This is a genomic window from Geitlerinema calcuttense NRMC-F 0142 (genome assembly GCF_030285425.1).
In genome coordinates this window covers 1-15,651 of sequence record NZ_JASVEJ010000023.1, presented here as the reverse complement: position 1 = coordinate 15,651, position 15,651 = coordinate 1, and the positions used below count along the sequence as shown (strand labels likewise).

General features: G+C 47.2%; 17 protein-coding genes and 1 pseudogene. 12 read left to right on the top strand and 6 right to left on the bottom strand.

Going from position 1 to position 15,651, the window contains the following annotated elements; translation table 11 throughout:
- The first annotated feature begins 39 nt into the window (after positions 1-39).
- The 8 genes from QQ055_RS06220 (at position 40) to QQ055_RS06185 (ending at position 7,758) form a co-directional block, all read left to right on the top strand.
- On the top strand, positions 40-1,260 hold the full coding sequence (locus tag QQ055_RS06220) for a glycosyltransferase family 4 protein (protein WP_286004379.1): 1,221 nt from the start codon (positions 40-42) through the stop codon (positions 1,258-1,260).
- A gap of 14 nt (positions 1,261-1,274) precedes the next feature.
- The gene (locus tag QQ055_RS06215) at positions 1,275-1,958 is read left to right on the top strand and encodes a sugar transferase (protein ID WP_286004378.1); all 684 of its coding nucleotides are present in this window, start codon (positions 1,275-1,277) and stop codon (positions 1,956-1,958) included.
- A gap of 129 nt (positions 1,959-2,087) precedes the next feature.
- Entirely contained in the window at positions 2,088-2,813 is a 726-nt protein-coding gene (locus QQ055_RS06210; RefSeq protein WP_286004377.1) for a WbqC family protein, read from the top strand.
- A gap of 28 nt (positions 2,814-2,841) precedes the next feature.
- Complete coding sequence (locus QQ055_RS06205; protein WP_283358369.1) at positions 2,842-3,513, top strand: PIG-L deacetylase family protein; 672 nt, start codon at positions 2,842-2,844, stop codon at positions 3,511-3,513.
- 8 nt (positions 3,514-3,521) lie between these two features.
- Positions 3,522-4,670, top strand: coding sequence for a GNAT family N-acetyltransferase (locus QQ055_RS06200; protein ID WP_283358370.1), 1,149 nt, complete (start codon positions 3,522-3,524; stop codon positions 4,668-4,670).
- 75 nt (positions 4,671-4,745) lie between these two features.
- Positions 4,746-5,807 carry a 7-cyano-7-deazaguanine synthase gene (locus tag QQ055_RS06195; protein ID WP_286004376.1) on the top strand — a complete coding sequence of 354 codons (1,062 nt, stop codon included), beginning with the start codon at positions 4,746-4,748 and terminating at the stop codon, positions 5,805-5,807.
- A gap of 35 nt (positions 5,808-5,842) precedes the next feature.
- Positions 5,843-6,601 carry a class I SAM-dependent methyltransferase gene (locus QQ055_RS06190; RefSeq protein WP_283358372.1) on the top strand — a complete coding sequence of 253 codons (759 nt, stop codon included), beginning with the start codon at positions 5,843-5,845 and terminating at the stop codon, positions 6,599-6,601.
- Positions 6,602-6,624: 23 nt separating this feature from the next.
- The gene (locus QQ055_RS06185) at positions 6,625-7,758 is read left to right on the top strand and encodes a DegT/DnrJ/EryC1/StrS family aminotransferase (protein ID WP_283358373.1); all 1,134 of its coding nucleotides are present in this window, start codon (positions 6,625-6,627) and stop codon (positions 7,756-7,758) included.
- Positions 7,759-7,781: 23 nt separating this feature from the next.
- Here the strand turns inward: QQ055_RS06185 and QQ055_RS06180 are convergent, their stop codons facing one another.
- The 3 genes from QQ055_RS06180 to ahcY form a co-directional block, all read right to left on the bottom strand.
- On the bottom strand, positions 7,782-8,387 hold the full coding sequence (locus tag QQ055_RS06180; RefSeq protein ID WP_286004375.1) for a DedA family protein: 606 nt from the start codon (positions 8,385-8,387) through the stop codon (positions 7,782-7,784).
- A gap of 26 nt (positions 8,388-8,413) precedes the next feature.
- Positions 8,414-9,040, bottom strand: coding sequence for an exopolysaccharide biosynthesis protein (locus QQ055_RS06175; protein WP_069965907.1), 627 nt, complete (start codon positions 9,038-9,040; stop codon positions 8,414-8,416).
- Positions 9,041-9,222: 182 nt separating this feature from the next.
- Positions 9,223-10,500 carry an adenosylhomocysteinase gene (gene ahcY / locus QQ055_RS06170; RefSeq protein ID WP_069965908.1) on the bottom strand — a complete coding sequence of 426 codons (1,278 nt, stop codon included), beginning with the start codon at positions 10,498-10,500 and terminating at the stop codon, positions 9,223-9,225.
- A 197-nt stretch (positions 10,501-10,697) separates the two neighbouring features.
- Here ahcY and QQ055_RS06165 point away from each other — a divergent pair, with 197 nt between their 5' ends.
- Positions 10,698-10,922 (top strand): NAD(P)H-quinone oxidoreductase subunit O, encoded by a 225-nt coding sequence (locus QQ055_RS06165; protein ID WP_069965909.1) that lies wholly within the window; start codon positions 10,698-10,700, stop codon positions 10,920-10,922.
- A gap of 10 nt (positions 10,923-10,932) precedes the next feature.
- Complete coding sequence (mdh, locus tag QQ055_RS06160) at positions 10,933-11,901, top strand: malate dehydrogenase (protein WP_283358375.1); 969 nt, start codon at positions 10,933-10,935, stop codon at positions 11,899-11,901.
- Here mdh and QQ055_RS06155 read toward each other — a convergent pair.
- Both QQ055_RS06155 and QQ055_RS06150 read right to left on the bottom strand, forming a co-directional pair.
- Positions 11,898-12,185, bottom strand: a complete 288-nt coding sequence (locus QQ055_RS06155; protein ID WP_283358376.1) for a hypothetical protein — start codon at positions 12,183-12,185, stop codon at positions 11,898-11,900. The genes mdh and QQ055_RS06155 overlap by 4 nt on opposite strands.
- 107 nt (positions 12,186-12,292) lie before the next feature.
- A complete protein-coding gene (locus QQ055_RS06150) occupies positions 12,293-12,649 on the bottom strand; it encodes a hypothetical protein (RefSeq protein ID WP_286004374.1) in 357 nt (118 codons plus the stop codon).
- 80 nt (positions 12,650-12,729) lie between these two features.
- On the opposite strand from QQ055_RS06150, the pseudogene QQ055_RS06145 reads away from it, so the two are divergent.
- Both QQ055_RS06145 and QQ055_RS06140 read left to right on the top strand, forming a co-directional pair.
- Positions 12,730-14,327 (top strand): annotated as a pseudogene (locus QQ055_RS06145) (hypothetical protein).
- The gene (locus QQ055_RS06140) at positions 14,324-15,277 is read left to right on the top strand and encodes a lysylphosphatidylglycerol synthase transmembrane domain-containing protein (protein ID WP_286004373.1); all 954 of its coding nucleotides are present in this window, start codon (positions 14,324-14,326) and stop codon (positions 15,275-15,277) included. Before QQ055_RS06145 ends, QQ055_RS06140 begins: the two are co-directional and overlap by 4 nt.
- Here QQ055_RS06140 and QQ055_RS06135 read toward each other — a convergent pair.
- The gene (locus tag QQ055_RS06135) at positions 15,274-15,489 is read right to left on the bottom strand and encodes a hypothetical protein (RefSeq protein WP_286004372.1); all 216 of its coding nucleotides are present in this window, start codon (positions 15,487-15,489) and stop codon (positions 15,274-15,276) included. The genes QQ055_RS06140 and QQ055_RS06135 overlap by 4 nt on opposite strands.
- Positions 15,490-15,651 lie beyond the last annotated feature (162 nt).

Below are 15,651 nucleotides of genomic sequence, written 5' to 3'. Positions count from 1 at the left end.
TTTTGAATCTTCGACCCTCTCAAACCCCAATTGACTTTTATGAAAATCCTACATCTCTGTTCCATTGGCATTACCGCCAAAAAGTTATTACGCCCTCAAGTCGATTACCTTCTATCGCGCGGGTTAAACGTTGAAATTGCTTGTTCGCCGGATCTTGAAGCCGAACAACTCCGACAAGAAGGCTATATCGTTCGCCCCATTTTCATCGATCGTAAAATCTCACCCTTCAGCAATTTCAAAACCCTAATTCAACTTGTCAAACTCTTCCAAGAAAACCAATACGATCTCGTACATGTCCACACATCAGTTGCAAGCGTATTAGGGCGCATTGCTGCCAAATTAGCTGGCGTTAAACGGATTGTTTACACGGCTCATGGGTTTCCCTTCCACGATCGATCGCCCTACCTGGAATATCACCTTTACTTAGGGATTGAGAAATTCTGTGCCTTATTTACCGATTTAATTCTCACCCAAAGTTATGAGGATTTCACGACCGCCTGCAAGCAAGGATTGCATTCGGTGCAGGGAGTGCGTCACCTCAATAATGGCGTAGATAGCAGCCTGTTTTGTCGCGATCGCCTGAATCCGATCGAACAGCAACAGCTTAGACAATCCTTGGGAATTCCCCAGACAGCCGACTTCATCATCGGGACGATTGGGCGTCTAATTCGCGAGAAAGGATTTACTGACCTAGTGGATGCGATCGCCCTTCTCCTTCCCCAGTTTCCCAATCTCCACGTCCTCATCATTGGCGGGCAACTCAGCACCGACTCAGAACCCTTACAAGCAGAACTGATCCAACAAGCCACCCACCTTGGCATTGCCGACCAGATCCTCTTTACAGGGTATCGCGAAGATATTCCCCAATTGCTAGGGCTATTGGATATTTTCACCCTACCGACCTACTTCGGCGAAGGTGTACCGCGATCCATCCTAGAAGCCATGTCAATGGGTTTACCCATCGTAGCGACCGACATTCGCGGCTGTCGAGAAGCCGTTGCGAGCGGCGAGAATGGCTTCATCGTACCGCCCAAAGACAGCGAAGCCTTAGCCAACGCCTTAGCAGAACTCCTCGCCAACCGAGATTTACGCCAAACCTTTGGGGCGAAGAGTCGCCAGCGAGTCGAAGCAGAATATGACGAGCATTTTGTATTTCAGCGACTCGTTGAGGCTTACCAGGATTTAGGGATTGTCTTCCCCGAACCTTCAGCCATCGATGACAGCCCAAGAGCCGTTTCTCTAGTCTCCCTCACCCCATAGAACAGAATGCAATGATGAGCGTTACTGAATACTGGACAGCAGAACAATGGCAACAAGCCGAACGCGCTTATCTGGCAGAACGTCCAGGACTGCGCGTGCAGTTGGCACTCAAACGTCTATTAGACATCATCCTCGCCAGCCTGGGAATGGTAGGGTTGCTGCCTGTTTTTGCCCTAGTGGCGATCGCCATTTGCTTAGATTCTCCCGGCCCCATTTTCTTCATCCAAGAACGCTTAGGAAAGTTAGGCCAACCCTTCCCCATCTACAAATTCCGCACGATGGTTGATGGTGCGGTTCATCTCGGTACCGGGTTAAACACCTTTGAAGGCGATCCTCGCGTCACCCGCATTGGCAAGTGTTTGCGGGAATACCATTTAGATGAATTGCCCCAACTGTGGAACGTGCTGCGGGGTGAAATGAGTTTAGTCGGTCCGCGACCGCTTTTAGTGGCTTGTTTGTCCACCTACAACAATTGGGAAAAACGTCGCTTGCTCGTTTCCCCCGGAATTACAGGCTGGGAAGCCGTGAAGGGGGGACTCCTCAATCCTTTTGACAGCCGGATCGCGCTTGATGTTTGGTATGTCGATCGCTGGACTCTCTGGCTCGATCTAACCATCCTGGCTCGAACAATTCAGGTGGTGTTGAACAAAGAAGGGGTTTATGGAAGCAACGGGTCAGAACGTAGCCGAGGAATCTAACGGGTTGACTGACAATCAAGATAGTCGGTTGGATTAGCGTTAGCGTAACCCAACAGCAGCATAGGACTTGCAGCAGTGAGTGTCAGTCAATTCGGCCAAACAGACAACAACTTTCTGGGAGCCACCCTTATGACAATTGCAGCAGTTCATCAGCCCCAATACTTCCCCTATCTTGGCTTTTTTCATAAGCTTGCCCGCGCCGACATTTTTATTGCAATGGATAGCGTTGAGTTTCTCAGACGCGGCCTCCAGCACCGGAACAAAATCAAAACCCGTACGGGGGAGCAATGGTTAACCGTTCCAGTGTTCCATCAGGAGAAACAGCACATTCTCCAAGTCCAGATTGACCGAGAACTTCCTTGGGCGCGCAAGCACTGGGGGACATTGAAAACCAATTATCAGCCCGCCCCTTACTTTGACTTGTACGCCTCCGAGCTTCAGCAAATTCTCTGTCAAGACTGGAGCAGTTTATGCGAGTTAAATATGACTTTGCTGCAATGGGTGATGCAGAAGTTGGATATTCATATTCCCATCGTGCGCCTCTCTGAGCTGAAGGTGGAAGGGCACAAAAGCGAACTCTTGATTTACGCGTGCCAAGCTGTTGGAGCAGATACATACTTATCGGGTTCGGGTGGTAGGCGATATATGGATTTATCGCTGTTTGAAGCTGCTGGCGTGAAGGTACTTTGGCAAGAGTTCGCCCATCCCCTCTATCCACAACTGTTTCCCCAGGTGGGGTTTATTTCTCAGCTTTCGATTCTGGATGTGCTTTTCTGCTGCGGCCCGGATACTTGCAAGTTTCTGGACGCTGAACCTCTGAACCCACAACGTTTAGAGCCTGTTTGCTGCTATTGATTCGCTAGCCCTCTTAAGGGTATTAATTATGAGCAATAAAGTTCTGGTCATTGCTCCCCACCCAGATGATGAAGTGCTGGGCTGTGGTGGTGCGATCGCTCGCCATACCGCCTGCGGAGATGAGGTGCAGGTTGCAGTGATTAGCCAGGGTGCGCTCGATCTATATTCCCCTGAAGAAGAAGCACAGGTGCGCCGCGAGTTGGCGGAAGCCCACGCTCTTTTAGGAATTACTGAAGTCCATTTCCTAGACTTTCCAGCCCCCAAACTCGATACCATTCCCAGTCATCTGTTAGCAGATGCCATTCGTCAAACCCTCTATTCATTTCATCCCAATATTGTTTATCTTCCCCATCGGGGAGATATTCATATCGATCATCAAGCCGTATTTCAAGCCACTTTAGTTGCGGCTCGTCCCTTCGCTCGCTGTCCTGTTCGCAAATTGCTCTGCTATGAAACCTTATCGGAAACAGAATGGGCCCCTCCGTTTGGACAAGATGCATTTATTCCAACGGTGTTTGTAGATATTACGCCCTATCTGACACAAAAACTTAAAGCAATGGCTTGTTACCAAGCCGAACTCAAACAATCGCCTCATCCCCGTTCTTTAGCCGCTCTTGAAGCTCTCGCGCAATTTCGAGGGTCAACCATTAGCGTGCCTGCCGCAGAGGCTTTCATGTTAGTACGTGAAATTATTGAATAAGTCAAATAATGAAGACTCAAATTATTAATCTTTCCAGTCCGTTATGGCAGCATTTCCTGTCTCAACTCCGTCATGATGTTTTTCATTTACCGGCTTATCTAGCATTAGAAGCGGCTCGAATTGGCGCAACCCCACAGGCTTTTTTGGCCGTACAGGGAAGCCGGAAATTTTTTGTTCCCTATTTGCTTCGCTCTTGCAATGAGTTATTTAATTGTGAAATACTGCCCTACCCGCTGTATGATGTTGTGTCTCCCTACGGCTATCCAGGGATTCTGATGAGCGAAGCCGCAGCTCAATCGCCAGATTTTTTACTGGAGGCTTTAGAGCAGCTTATTTTAAGCTTTCAATCTCAGCAAATTTGCTCTGCTTTTTTCCGCCTGCATCCCTTTTTGAATCAAAATTTAAGTCAAGTGTATCCCGCTAGTATTTGCCAAGAAACCGGGGAGACAATTGGCATTGATTTAACGCAATCTCCAGAGGAGATTTGGCGACAAACTCGTTCCGATCATCGTAAAGATATCAATCGCCATAAGCGTTCGGGATGGGTTGCGAGGATGGTTCCTTTTGCAAATTATATGTCGGAATTCATCGAGATTTACCGAGAAACGATGGAACGCGTCAGCGCCGCCCAGTCTTACTATTTTAGTTACGACTATTTTTCATCACTTTTAGCCTTGGAAGAACAGCTTCACCTTTGTATTGTAGAAATAGATAATCGAGTTGCTAGCGCTTGTTTGGTAACTGAATGCTGCGGTATCGTTAACTCATTTTTGGGTGGAACGAGAAACAGTTTCTTGAAGCTTGCTCCTGAAAAGCTTCTGTTTGATTACGTTCGTTTCTGGGCAAAAGAGCGAGGTAATGAATTTTTTAATATGGGAGGTGGAGTTGGGAGTTCTAAGCAAGATGGAGTTTATTATTTTAAGGCGGGCTTCTCTCATCAAAGACGCAAGTTTCTGACTTTGCGATTGATTGTAGATGAGCAGCAATATTCTCGGTTAGTCAAACTGCGATCGCAATCCTTAAACGTTTCTTCTGACCTCTTATTGAAAACCAGCTTTTTTCCGTCCTATCGTTGTTCTACCAATGCCTTAAAAGAAGTAGAGCAATATTCAGATAGAACCCTATCTGGTGTTGAAAATGTTCCAATTTTCAGATAATTAATTCTGTTTTTGGGGTGCCTTTGCCCAGTTGATAAAAGTGTGAAATCGACATTAATGGAGACTTTTAGAATTATGATTTCTCTAGTCAAGTCTTGGGAAGCAATATTGCCTAAGTTTTTACGAGAAGATTACTCGCCCTATCAGTGCAATGTTTCTTCCAATCGAGAACATTATAACCTGCGGGCAAAGCGAATCCACTTCCAAAATCGGATTAAAACTTGGTTGAATACAGGCAAGAACCCGTTTATTAAGCCAGTAGAGTGCAGTCATTGCTTATTTGATACGCGCATTCCCAATATTTATATCGGGGCTGATGGTTTGTGCAATATGTGCATGACTTATCAGAAAAACTTCAAGCCAGAAATTTTGGATAGCGAGTTACAAACCTTTGTGAATACACCGAGAGAACCTGGAGCAAAAGTGGATGCTGTTGTTGGGTTTTCGGGAGGTAAAGATAGTGCGGTTTCTTTGTGTCTTGCCAAGAAAAAGTTAGGCTTAGATGTCACCGCCGTTTTAGTTCAAAATGGTTTTATACCCGACCTGGTTATTGAAAATGGTCGAAAACTTTGCGATATGCTGGGAGTAGAGCTAGTCGTTCTTAACATCGATCTCGCTCCTTATATTAAAGAGATGATGGACAATAACTTTAAAACGGGATATCCCTGCTACAAGTGCGGTGATATGTTCCATAAAGCAATCCAAGATTACTGCATTGAAAACCGTATCAATCGAATTATTATGGGGCGTAACTGGTGGCATTGGATAGAGCCAGAAGTCCGTTCTACTCGGTGGGTGACAAATGAGAAAACGGGATTAAAAATGCAACTATTTGCGCTTCCTTTTGTGCTGCAATTAACCGAAAAAGATATCTATAGAATTCTGGATGGCATCGGTTGGTCAACGGTAAAAATTCATGGAAATAGCACAAACTGCGTGATTCCTGGATTGGTGGAGTATCAAGTCTCTAAAAGATTGGGCTATCATCCCGAACTTAACTTACTTTCGCGAGAAGTGATTACGGGTTTCTTAGAGAAGGAAGAAGCCAAGCATCAGTTATCAGAAATTAAAGATAACACAGAAACGCTTAAAAAATGGGTCGATCGACAACTCGAAGAAATCAAAAATAGAGCCTAAAGACGTTTGCGCCAAATCTAGAGGGAAACGAAGTTATGAAAACCAACAAAGAGATGTATAGCACTTGGGAGTTTAATCGTTGGGCGTATGGCGTCAATTTAGACCGCGATGACAAGTTTCTGTTTGCCAACTATCTCGATAAAAACCGCAAAACGGTTGAAGCTGGAACGGGTGGAGGTCGGCTTGTTTTAGGCTTGCAAGAGTTAGGATTTAAGTCGCTTTATGGCTTTGACTTTGTTCCCGAATTAATTGAAACCGCAAAAAGTAGAGATAAGAGCCACAGGATTTGTTTTGAAGTCCAAGATGCTACCAACTTGGGTTATGAAAGTCAATCCTTTGACCAAATTGTTTATCTCCAAAATATCATTTCATCGATTGACGAGAAAGAAAAGCGATCGCAAGCGTTAAAAGAAGCGTATCGTATCCTACGACGCAATGGGATTGGATTATTTTCCTTCCTCAATTTTGATTCTAGGATGCGGACGCCGATGTATTGGTTGTATTCCCAGTATTTGCATTTGTTTAGGCAATTTTCCGGTAGCGATCGCCCCATTCAAGAACAGCCTTGGCTCAAACCTGGAGGCAAGCCAAATCTTGCCGCCTTACTCGATCGCGGCCCTTATGTCTACTGGTACAGAGCCGAAGAAATGTATCGGGAATTAAAAAACCTAGGCTTTCAAGTCCTAGCGCTAGGGTCTAGCTATCAAATTAGCCAAGGAAAGTTACTCAATACTCTAGAACCCCTCCTCCATGAACCCATCCAAGGGGGGCTTTACTTCATTTGTAGTAAATGATGGGGTGTTAACCCGGTTTTGCAATGAACCACCCAATTTTACTTTCACCGCCCCATTTAAGCGATCGCGAATTGGAATTCGTCAAAGAAGCATTCCTCACCAACTGGATCGCGCCAGTCGGTCCCCATGTGGATGCTTTTGAACAAGAATTCTGTGAGGTTGTGGGAAGCCCCCATGCCGCAGCAGTCAGTTCTGGAACTGCGGCTTTACATCTAGCCCTGCGCTTAGTGGGCATCCAACCTGGAGATGAAGTCCTTTGCTCAACCCTCACCTTTATCGCCAGCGCCAACCCCATTGTTTATCTGGGTGCAACCCCCATTTTTGTAGATAGCGATCGCCTCAGTTGGAACATGAACCCCGAACTCCTACAAGAGACGATCGAACAACGAGCCAAGCGGGGTAAATTACCCAAAGCCGTCGTCTTGGTGCATCTGTACGGACAAAGTGCCGATATTGACCCGATCTTACAAATTTGCGATCGCTATGAAATTCCCCTGATCGAAGATGCCGCAGAAGCCTTGGGAGCCACCTACAAAGGGCGATCGCCTGGAACCTTTGGGCGCATTGGCATTTACTCGTTTAATGGCAATAAAATTATTACCACCTCTGGGGGCGGCATGTTGGTTTCAGACGATCCTATCCTCGTCCATCGCGCCCGCTACCTGGCAACCCAAGCACGAGATCCCTCTCCCTATTATCAGCATTCTGAAATTGGCTATAACTATCGCCTCAGTAACGTCCTCGCAGGCATTGGACGGGGACAACTCCAGGTTCTTAACGAGCGCGTAGCCGCCCGACGGCGTAACTTTGACATCTACCAGCAAGCCTTAAAGCACCTACCCGGACTAGAATTTATGCCAGAGGCACGCTATGGACGGGCAACCCGTTGGCTCACCTGCTTAACCCTCGATCCCGAACGCTTTGGGGCAACGCGAGAACAAGTGCGTCTAGCCTTAGCGCAACAGCAAATAGAAGCCCGCCCCGTTTGGAAACCCCTGCATCTCCAACCCGTATTTAATGGTTGCGAATGCATTGGGGGCCAGGTTGCCGAAACCCTGTTTGAACGCGGTCTTTGTCTGCCCTCCGGCTCTAACTTGCAGGAAACAGAACTAGAACGAGTCATTCAAACGATTTGGTATTCAAGCCGAAATAGGTAAACCGACCAACATTCTTAGTGCAATTACTCTGATTCTCGTCGTTGGCGTTTCACAATCCAAAAGACAACGAAAATCACCAACGCCAGCAGAATAATTTTGGAAAGCGGCCCAATATATCGCTCAACTAGGGCGTAATTATTCCCCAAAGCATAGCCAGCAAAGGTGAGCAAACCAATCCAAACGACACTACCCAGACTGGTGTAGAAGAGAAATGGGATAAACGGCATCCGATTTAAACCCGCCGGGAGCGAAATTAACGTCCGCACTCCAGGAACGAGACGACCTGTTAATACCGCTTTCTTGCCATTGCGATCGAACCAGCGGTTCGCCTTCTCTATATCTTGGCTGCTGAGGGTTAACCAGCGCCCATAACGGTCTACAAACTGCTTAATCCGTTCTTCCCCAAAGGCATAACCCACATAGTACCAAGGCAGGGCCCCTAATAAGGTTCCGGCTAAACCTGCGAGAACCGCCAAGGTAAAATTCATCTGACCCTGAGCGACCGTAAACCCGGCTAGAGGCATAATTAGCTCTGAGGGAATGGGGGGAAATAGGTTTTCCAGAAACATCAACAATGCGATTCCCCCATAGCCGAGGGAATTCATAATGGTGGTAATCCACTGCGCCATAAAGGGCTAGATCGCGTATTTCAAGGTTAAAGGGTAGAAAGCCAATCTTTGAGCAAATCGAGAATATTGCTGCCACCGATATAGAGGGCAACAATAATGGAGGTGCTGAGAATTGCCCCCATTACACACAGAATTAATCCACCCAGGCTAATGAAGCCATCATCTTCCATTAAGCCAAATCCGGTGACGAAGATGCCGATCGCAGGTAGGGTATTGGTACCGGGAATTGGAATCATCATTGAAATCGCCATGAGCGCGATCGCGCTTCCCACCACAACCCGACCCGGTAAACTGGTACAAACCCCCATGAGTCTTGGACGCGCAATCGTTTCAATCCGACGCAACCAAGGAATCCCTGCTTTCATAATCCCTTGAATTTGCTTTAGCGCGATGGGTCGGTGGCTGATGCGTTCTGGTAAAGCAGGCTGTTTAGCACCCGCAATTAATTGCACCGCTAATAAAAAAATCACAATCCCAAACGGCACTGAATAACCCGGTGCAGGAACGGGCAATGCTGAGGGCAGAGATAATAAAACAAATAAAAACCCAAAAATTCGCTCTCCCGCTAGCGATAGGATTTCCGATAGGGTGACAGTAGAGGCGCGTTCTTCTTCAAAAAAGTAGCGTTGCAGTTCTACAGAAAGTCGAGCCATTGTAGGAATTGAGGGTTGAAGAGGTGAGGAAGAGAATCTGAAAATAGAGGGATGATAATACTCAAAATCCCCTGAAATAGGGGATTTCAAGAGATGTTCTGACTCTTAGCAACAGTTCAGAAAGTTGCACAGTGAATCAGGAGTTGGGGTGTTAAACTGACGCCCATCTCCCAACCCCCGCGTTAGGTTCCTGACTTCCAGCTATTGATATACTCAACTTGCTCGTTGGTGAGCGTATCGACTGCAATTCCCATTGCGGTGAGTTTTAACCGCGCAATTTCTTTGTCTACTTCAGTGGGGATAGAATGCAGGCCGGGTTCCAGCTTACCTTGATTCTTCACCAAGTATTCGCAAGCCAGGGCTTGGTTAGCAAAGCTCATATCCATCACGGCGCTGGGGTGGCCTTCAGCCGCAGCGAGGTTAATTAAACGACCTTCGCCCAATACCACAATCGATTTACCGCTTTGCAGGCGATATTCTTGGGTAAAGTTACGCGCGTCGCGGATTTCAGTGGCTTTGGCACCCAAGGATTTGAGGTCAATTTCAATATCAAAGTGACCGGAGTTGCAAACCATTGCGCCGTCTTTCATCACATCAAAGTGTTCGGAACGGATGACATGCTTGTTTCCGGTAACGGTGATAAACAGATCCCCTTGGGGTGCGGCTTCTGCCATTGGCATCACGCGGAAACCATCCATAACCGCTTCAATGGCGCGGATCGGGTCAATTTCGGTGACAATCACATTAGCACCCATACCGCGAGCGCGCAAAGCGGTTCCTTTACCGCACCAGCCATAACCCGCAACCACAACGGTTTTTCCGGCGAGCAGGATGTTGGTGGCGCGGATGATGCCGTCGAGGGTGGATTGTCCGGTACCGTAGCGGTTATCGAAGAAGTGTTTGGTGTCGGCGTCGTTGACGTTCATGGCGGGGAAGGTGAGTACCCCATCTTTGAACATCGCTTTGAGGCGGACGATCCCGGTGGTGGTTTCTTCGGTGGTTCCGATTAAATCAGCCAGTTGGTTTTGGCGGTTGGCAATTAAGGTTGCGACCACATCGCTACCATCATCAATGATGATGTTGGGTTTGTGGTCGAGGGCAATTTCAACGTGGCGATGGTAGGTTTCGTTATCTTCGCCTTTGATGGCAAAAACGGGAATGCCATGATCTGCAACTAAGCTGGCAGCAACATCATCTTGCGTGGAAAGGGGGTTACTGGCAATTAGCAGCGCATCTGCACCACCGGCTTTGAGGGCGATCGCTAAATGGGCCGTTTCGGTGGTAACGTGGCAGCAGGCAACCAATCGAATGCCTTCAAAAGGTCTTTCTTGAGCAAAGCGATCGCGAATTTGCCGCAGCACAGGCATTTCCCGTCCAGCCCATTCAATGCGCTTTCTCCCTAGAGGAGCTAGAGAAATATCCTTGATCTCATGTTGTAACTGGACAGAAGTTGCCGTCATGAACACTTTCCTTTTTTTCACACTCAAGTCATAACTAGACTAGCTTAATCGAATTGACCGTGCAGTGGTGAGAACAGAGTGGGGAGATGGGGGGATGGGGAGGCGGGGAGGTGGGGGAAAAGAACGCCACAGCCCTAACTGTGGCAATGTCCTTTAAAATTCAAAAGGTATCTCGTTGCACGCTAGCACGGAATCTTATGGCCGAGAGCAAGATTAAAAAAGGATCGTTCGTTCGCGCAGTTCGCGAAAAGTTAGAAAATAGTTTAGAGGCAAAGGCAAGCGATTCGCGCTTTTCCCCCTACCTGTTTGAAACGAAGGGTGAGGTGGTAGACTTGCGGGGAGAGTATGCTTTGGTAAAGTTTGGTCAAGTTCCGACACCCAATATTTGGTTGCGTCTCGATCAACTAGAAGAGTTTAAATAGCATCTAAATCATGGCTTCTACTCCCCTCTCCTCAATTATGTGTACCCCCACTCGCGTAGCAGTCGTGGGTGCAGGTCGAGTTGGCAGCACTTTGGCACAGCGCATTGCTGAAAAGAATTTAGCCGATGTGGTGTTACTGGATGTCATTCAAGGTTGGCCGCAAGGGGTCGCGCTTGATTTAATGGAGGCTAGGGGAGTAGAACGCCACGATCGCCAAATTATTGGCACCAACGATTATGCGGATACGGCGGATGCCTCGATTGTGGTAATTACTGCCGGAAAACCCCGCACGCCGGGAATGAGCCGCGACGATTTGTTAAAGATAAATGCTCGAATTGTGGTAGAGGCGGCCAAAAATGCGATCGCGCATTCTCCTAACGCCATCTTGATTATTGTGACCAATCCCCTAGATGTGATGACGTATCTCGCTTGGGAAGCGACGGGAATTCCTCCCCAGCGCGTGCTAGGAATGGCTGGAATTTTGGATTCCTCGCGGTTTGAGACGTTTATTGCAATGGAGTTGGGATGCTCAATTGCGGATATCAGCGCCACGGTTTTAGGCAGTCATGGGGATTTAATGGTACCTATTCCCCGGTTTTCGACGGTGCGGGGAATTCCGATTACAGAACTTTTGGATGCAGCGACAATCGAGCGTTTGGTTGCCAGAACGCGCAATGGGGGGGCGGAAATTGTGGAATTGATGCAAACTGGGGGGGCTTTTTTTGCACCTGCTTCCTCGGTTTGTTCGATGATAGAAGCGATTTTGCTCAATCAGTCGCGTTTAATGCCTGTCGCGGCTTACGTCCAGGGCGAATATAATCTTGACGATGTGTTTATTGGCGTTCCCTGTTGGATTCATTGTGGCGGCGTGCGTCAGGTTCTGAGTTTAAACCTGACTGATGCTGAGTTAGAGGCGTTGCAGGTTTCAGCCAACGCCGTACGCGAGAATATTCAACGGGCCAAGGAAATGCTCGCTTAATGTTGGATAACCCAGCGGGTGACGGAGGTGCTGAGATGCTCCCATTCCGGCCAAGAGATGAGAGCGCGATCGCACCAATCCTCCAGGATATCTCGCAATAAAATTTCAGTTTGGTGACGATCGATACAAGATTGCGCCTCTAAAATCGCGGTTTCTGGATGGGCATGAAAGCCGACTAAACTTCCGATTTTGGAACTCACCCCATCGGGTGAAGTGATGCAAACTTGCCAAGTGTTATTCTGCTGGATAAGTTGAATGACCCAGCCTTTGTAGTCCTGAATCACAGTCGTTTCCTAAAATGATCGTGGAGGGGCTACTTCCGTATTTTAAAGGCAAAATTGATACGATAGGGCGATCTGAGTTGACTCGCTGTCTGAAATGCAGAGTCCTTTTAAGAGATCGTTAAATGCTGGCGTATTTGATGCTGCCAGAATTCGTTGTCCTCAAGGGTCAAAACAATCCGTTTGTAGGCTTCTTCATAAAGCACCAAGGTTAAATAATTCTTGTCCTGAGTCACGTACCAGAACTCACGACCCCTTGGCGTATAATAAGTTCCGGCTTTAATGACACCGGGGAGAAACGTTCCTGGGGCCCGCAGTTCTTTCCAGGTGCTTTCAGGTTCATCGATCTGGACATCCGTAATATGCTCAAAAGGGATGATAAAGGGATTTTGCAAGTTAAACCCCCAGAGTTGCTCGTACCATTCCCAATGGATTTTTAGGGTATCGTTAACAATGCTGAGTTTCATGGTAATTTGAGGAGCGATCGCTCCTAGCTTCTTTAAGGCTACTTCTATTAAAGATTCAATTCCCGCCGTTGGGTTTCTCTATGACGAAAGATTTATTTGCTCAAGAAGCACTGGCTCAAATCCCTAAAATACTAACCCTTTTAGACCGCAATCCCCATAGTCCCACCTATGGTTGTTTTGACCGTAACTTTTGGCATTATAAAATTATCGACTTTCCCAGCGGAATGTCTCAAGAGTTTGTTTTACCCCTAGCCTTAGCTTATGACAGCGATATTCCTAATAACCCCTATTATCAACAACCCGCAATCCGAGATTGGGTAGAAGCTGGAATTTTATACGCCGCAAAAAGCGCTCATAAAGATGGCTCTTGCGACGATTATTTTCCCTTTGAACGAGCCAGCGGTGCAGCCGCTTTTTCCCTTTTAGCTTGTATTGATAGCTATCAGTTACTAGACTTAAAAAATAAAACCCTACTCAAATTCTTTGAAAAGCGGGCAAACTGGCTGTCATCCCATCACGAAAGCGGACAACTGACGAATCATCAAGCCTTAATTGCCCTTTGCCTCGATTTACTTTCAGAATTGCTGAATACCTCCCAATGGGATCGCGCTAAAATGTTGCGAATTGAGCGCGTATTAGCATGGCAAAATCCTGAAGGCTGGTTCCAAGAATATGAAGGCTGCGATCCAGGATACCATACCTTAACAATTTCTTGTTTAGCCAGACTTTATCAGAGAAACAGCGATCCTCGGCTCAAAGATGCCCTGATTAAAGCCGTTGAACTCGCCCAATACTTTATTCATCCCGATGGTTCCTATGGCGGAGAATATGCTAGTCGCAATACCTATAACTTTTTCCGCATGGCTTTGAATTAGTCGGGCGCTGGTTCCCGGAAGCCTTGCAAATTAACGACCGCTTTTTACAAGGGATTGCCCAAGGTTTAAATCCCTGTTATGCAGACGATCATATTATTGGACATCATACCTGGAATTATCTTTTAGCATGGCGCGATTTTGTGCCAGAACGCCCCGCCTTATCGCCGCGCAAACCTGAAAGAATGTGGCTAGAGAATGCCAAACTTTTAATCGACCGTCGCGAGAATACCGAATTATATATCGCCTTGAACAAAGGAGGCGTTTTTAAGCTATTTTGCGATAACAAACTCATCCTTTCCGATACTCAATTTTCCCTACAGGTTCGCGATCGCGGCAAGCTGAAAAACGCAGTTGGGCATTTAGTGGATAATTATGCCATTGAGATTGAACCCGATCGGATTTTAATTCAGGGAAGCTTGGGATGGGCGAAGCAGAAACAGATGAACCCCCAGAACTTGTTAGTTTTGCGGGTGGTGATGCTAACGTTAGGGCGATTTTTTCCCAACTTAATTCGTAAATTGTTACAAAAGATGCTGATTACGGGCAAACAAACCGCCCCGTTTAAGTTTCTGCGACAAGTGCAATGGGAAAATGGACAGTGGCGCGTCACCGATGAGTTGCAAGCGCAATCTTGGGACAATGTAGAATCAGCAGGGATAGGGGGCGATCAAACTTCGATCTATGTTGTCATGAGTCGGACGTTTCAACGGGGACAATTGCAACCGTGGTTAGATTTAAGCGATCGCATTCAGCACCTACCCCCCCACTCTACCCTCAAACTCGAACGCCATCTAAGCGCATGAAGCGGATTATTTCACTAGCCGTCAGCCTGGTTATTCTAGCGGCGATTTACTGGAAAATAGATTTTTCAGGACTGATACAAGTCTTTCAAAACTGCGATCGCACTTGGATGGCGATTAGCCTGGGGATGGTTATCCCTTTAATTTTTGCAACCTCTTGGCGACTCGATCGACTCATGCCACCCGGTACCGCCTTGGGAATTGGGGAAGCTAACCGCCTGATTTTAGCCTCCAGTACCCTGAATATGATTTTGCCTTCCAAAATGGGAGACATCGCCAAAGCCTACTTCATGAAGGAACGAGGCCATCTAGACGGTTCGCTGTCCCTCTCGCTAGTCGTGTTTGAAAAGTCCTGCGATTTCCTCTCGCTGCTATTGTGGTGCGTGTTTGGCTTAATCTTATATCCCCAGAAAGATACTTTATTTTGGGTGATGACCGTCTGCGTGGTGAGTGGCTTCCTATTCTTCTCGCTGCTATTAGCCTCGCGGAGATTTGCCCGATTTTTCTTTTTATTAGCAAAAGCGATCGCGCCGCGCAAGTTTCGCAAAAAACTCGATAGCCTGCAAATCTCCTGGGGAGAAATGCACCGCTATTTCTGGCAAGATCAACGCCAACTGCAAATTATCGCCCTCACCTCCATTCTGATCTGGTTAGGCCACCTGTTGCAAATCTGGTTTTTCATCCTCGCTTTAAACGCGTGGACGCCCTTTCTAGCTAATTTAGCCCTATCTCCCCTCGCAATTTTAGCCGGATTGTTACCGCTAACCTTCGCTGGCGTGGGAACCCGCGATGCAGCCTTAATTCTGTTTTATCAACCCTATTTTGATGCCCCCACCGCCGCCGCGCTAGGGTTATTGTGTACTTCGCGCTACTTAATTCCCGCGATCGCAGGTCTGCCCTTTTTGGGACAATATCTTTCAGCCGTCCGTCGCCTGCAAAAGCCTCTAAACTAACCCCTCCCTTCAGTTAGTTTCAACAAAAATAACAGCGACACAAACATCATTATCCCTAGCCAAGCCAAAATTGCGGTTGAAAAGGTGGTTCTGAAATAGCTACAGGCGATCAAAACAACCACAAATAAAACAAACGCCGCCACTAAATACGAAACCACCCACCCAAAACAACCGAGAACCGAACCGGAAAATTCATCATCTGGAGGACGCATAGTTAGTGCTGAGTTTAAAGTGCTGAGTGCTGAGTGGGGAAGAAGGGAGTTGGGAGTTGGGAGTTGGGGGTTGGGGAAGAAGGGAGTTGGGAATTGGGAATTAGGAGTTGGGGAAGGAAATAGAGAGAAAGTTTATTGTAATCCTGTGTAGGGAAACATCAG

Coding starts and splice junctions, on each gene's coding strand:
- QQ055_RS06220 (WP_286004379.1), top strand. CDS start 40: ATGAAAATCCTACATCTCTGTTCCATTGGCATTACCGCCAAAAAGTTA.
- QQ055_RS06215 (WP_286004378.1), top strand. CDS start 1,275: ATGAGCGTTACTGAATACTGGACAGCAGAACAATGGCAACAAGCCGAA.
- QQ055_RS06210 (WP_286004377.1), top strand. CDS start 2,088: ATGACAATTGCAGCAGTTCATCAGCCCCAATACTTCCCCTATCTTGGC.
- QQ055_RS06205 (WP_283358369.1), top strand. CDS start 2,842: ATGAGCAATAAAGTTCTGGTCATTGCTCCCCACCCAGATGATGAAGTG.
- QQ055_RS06200 (WP_283358370.1), top strand. CDS start 3,522: ATGAAGACTCAAATTATTAATCTTTCCAGTCCGTTATGGCAGCATTTC.
- QQ055_RS06195 (WP_286004376.1), top strand. CDS start 4,746: ATGATTTCTCTAGTCAAGTCTTGGGAAGCAATATTGCCTAAGTTTTTA.
- QQ055_RS06190 (WP_283358372.1), top strand. CDS start 5,843: ATGAAAACCAACAAAGAGATGTATAGCACTTGGGAGTTTAATCGTTGG.
- QQ055_RS06185 (WP_283358373.1), top strand. CDS start 6,625: ATGAACCACCCAATTTTACTTTCACCGCCCCATTTAAGCGATCGCGAA.
- QQ055_RS06180 (WP_286004375.1), bottom strand. CDS start 8,387: ATGGCGCAGTGGATTACCACCATTATGAATTCCCTCGGCTATGGGGGA.
- QQ055_RS06175 (WP_069965907.1), bottom strand. CDS start 9,040: ATGGCTCGACTTTCTGTAGAACTGCAACGCTACTTTTTTGAAGAAGAA.
- ahcY (WP_069965908.1), bottom strand. CDS start 10,500: ATGACGGCAACTTCTGTCCAGTTACAACATGAGATCAAGGATATTTCT.
- QQ055_RS06165 (WP_069965909.1), top strand. CDS start 10,698: ATGGCCGAGAGCAAGATTAAAAAAGGATCGTTCGTTCGCGCAGTTCGC.
- mdh (WP_283358375.1), top strand. CDS start 10,933: ATGGCTTCTACTCCCCTCTCCTCAATTATGTGTACCCCCACTCGCGTA.
- QQ055_RS06150 (WP_286004374.1), bottom strand. CDS start 12,649: ATGAAACTCAGCATTGTTAACGATACCCTAAAAATCCATTGGGAATGG.
- QQ055_RS06140 (WP_286004373.1), top strand. CDS start 14,324: ATGAAGCGGATTATTTCACTAGCCGTCAGCCTGGTTATTCTAGCGGCG.
- QQ055_RS06135 (WP_286004372.1), bottom strand. CDS start 15,489: ATGCGTCCTCCAGATGATGAATTTTCCGGTTCGGTTCTCGGTTGTTTT.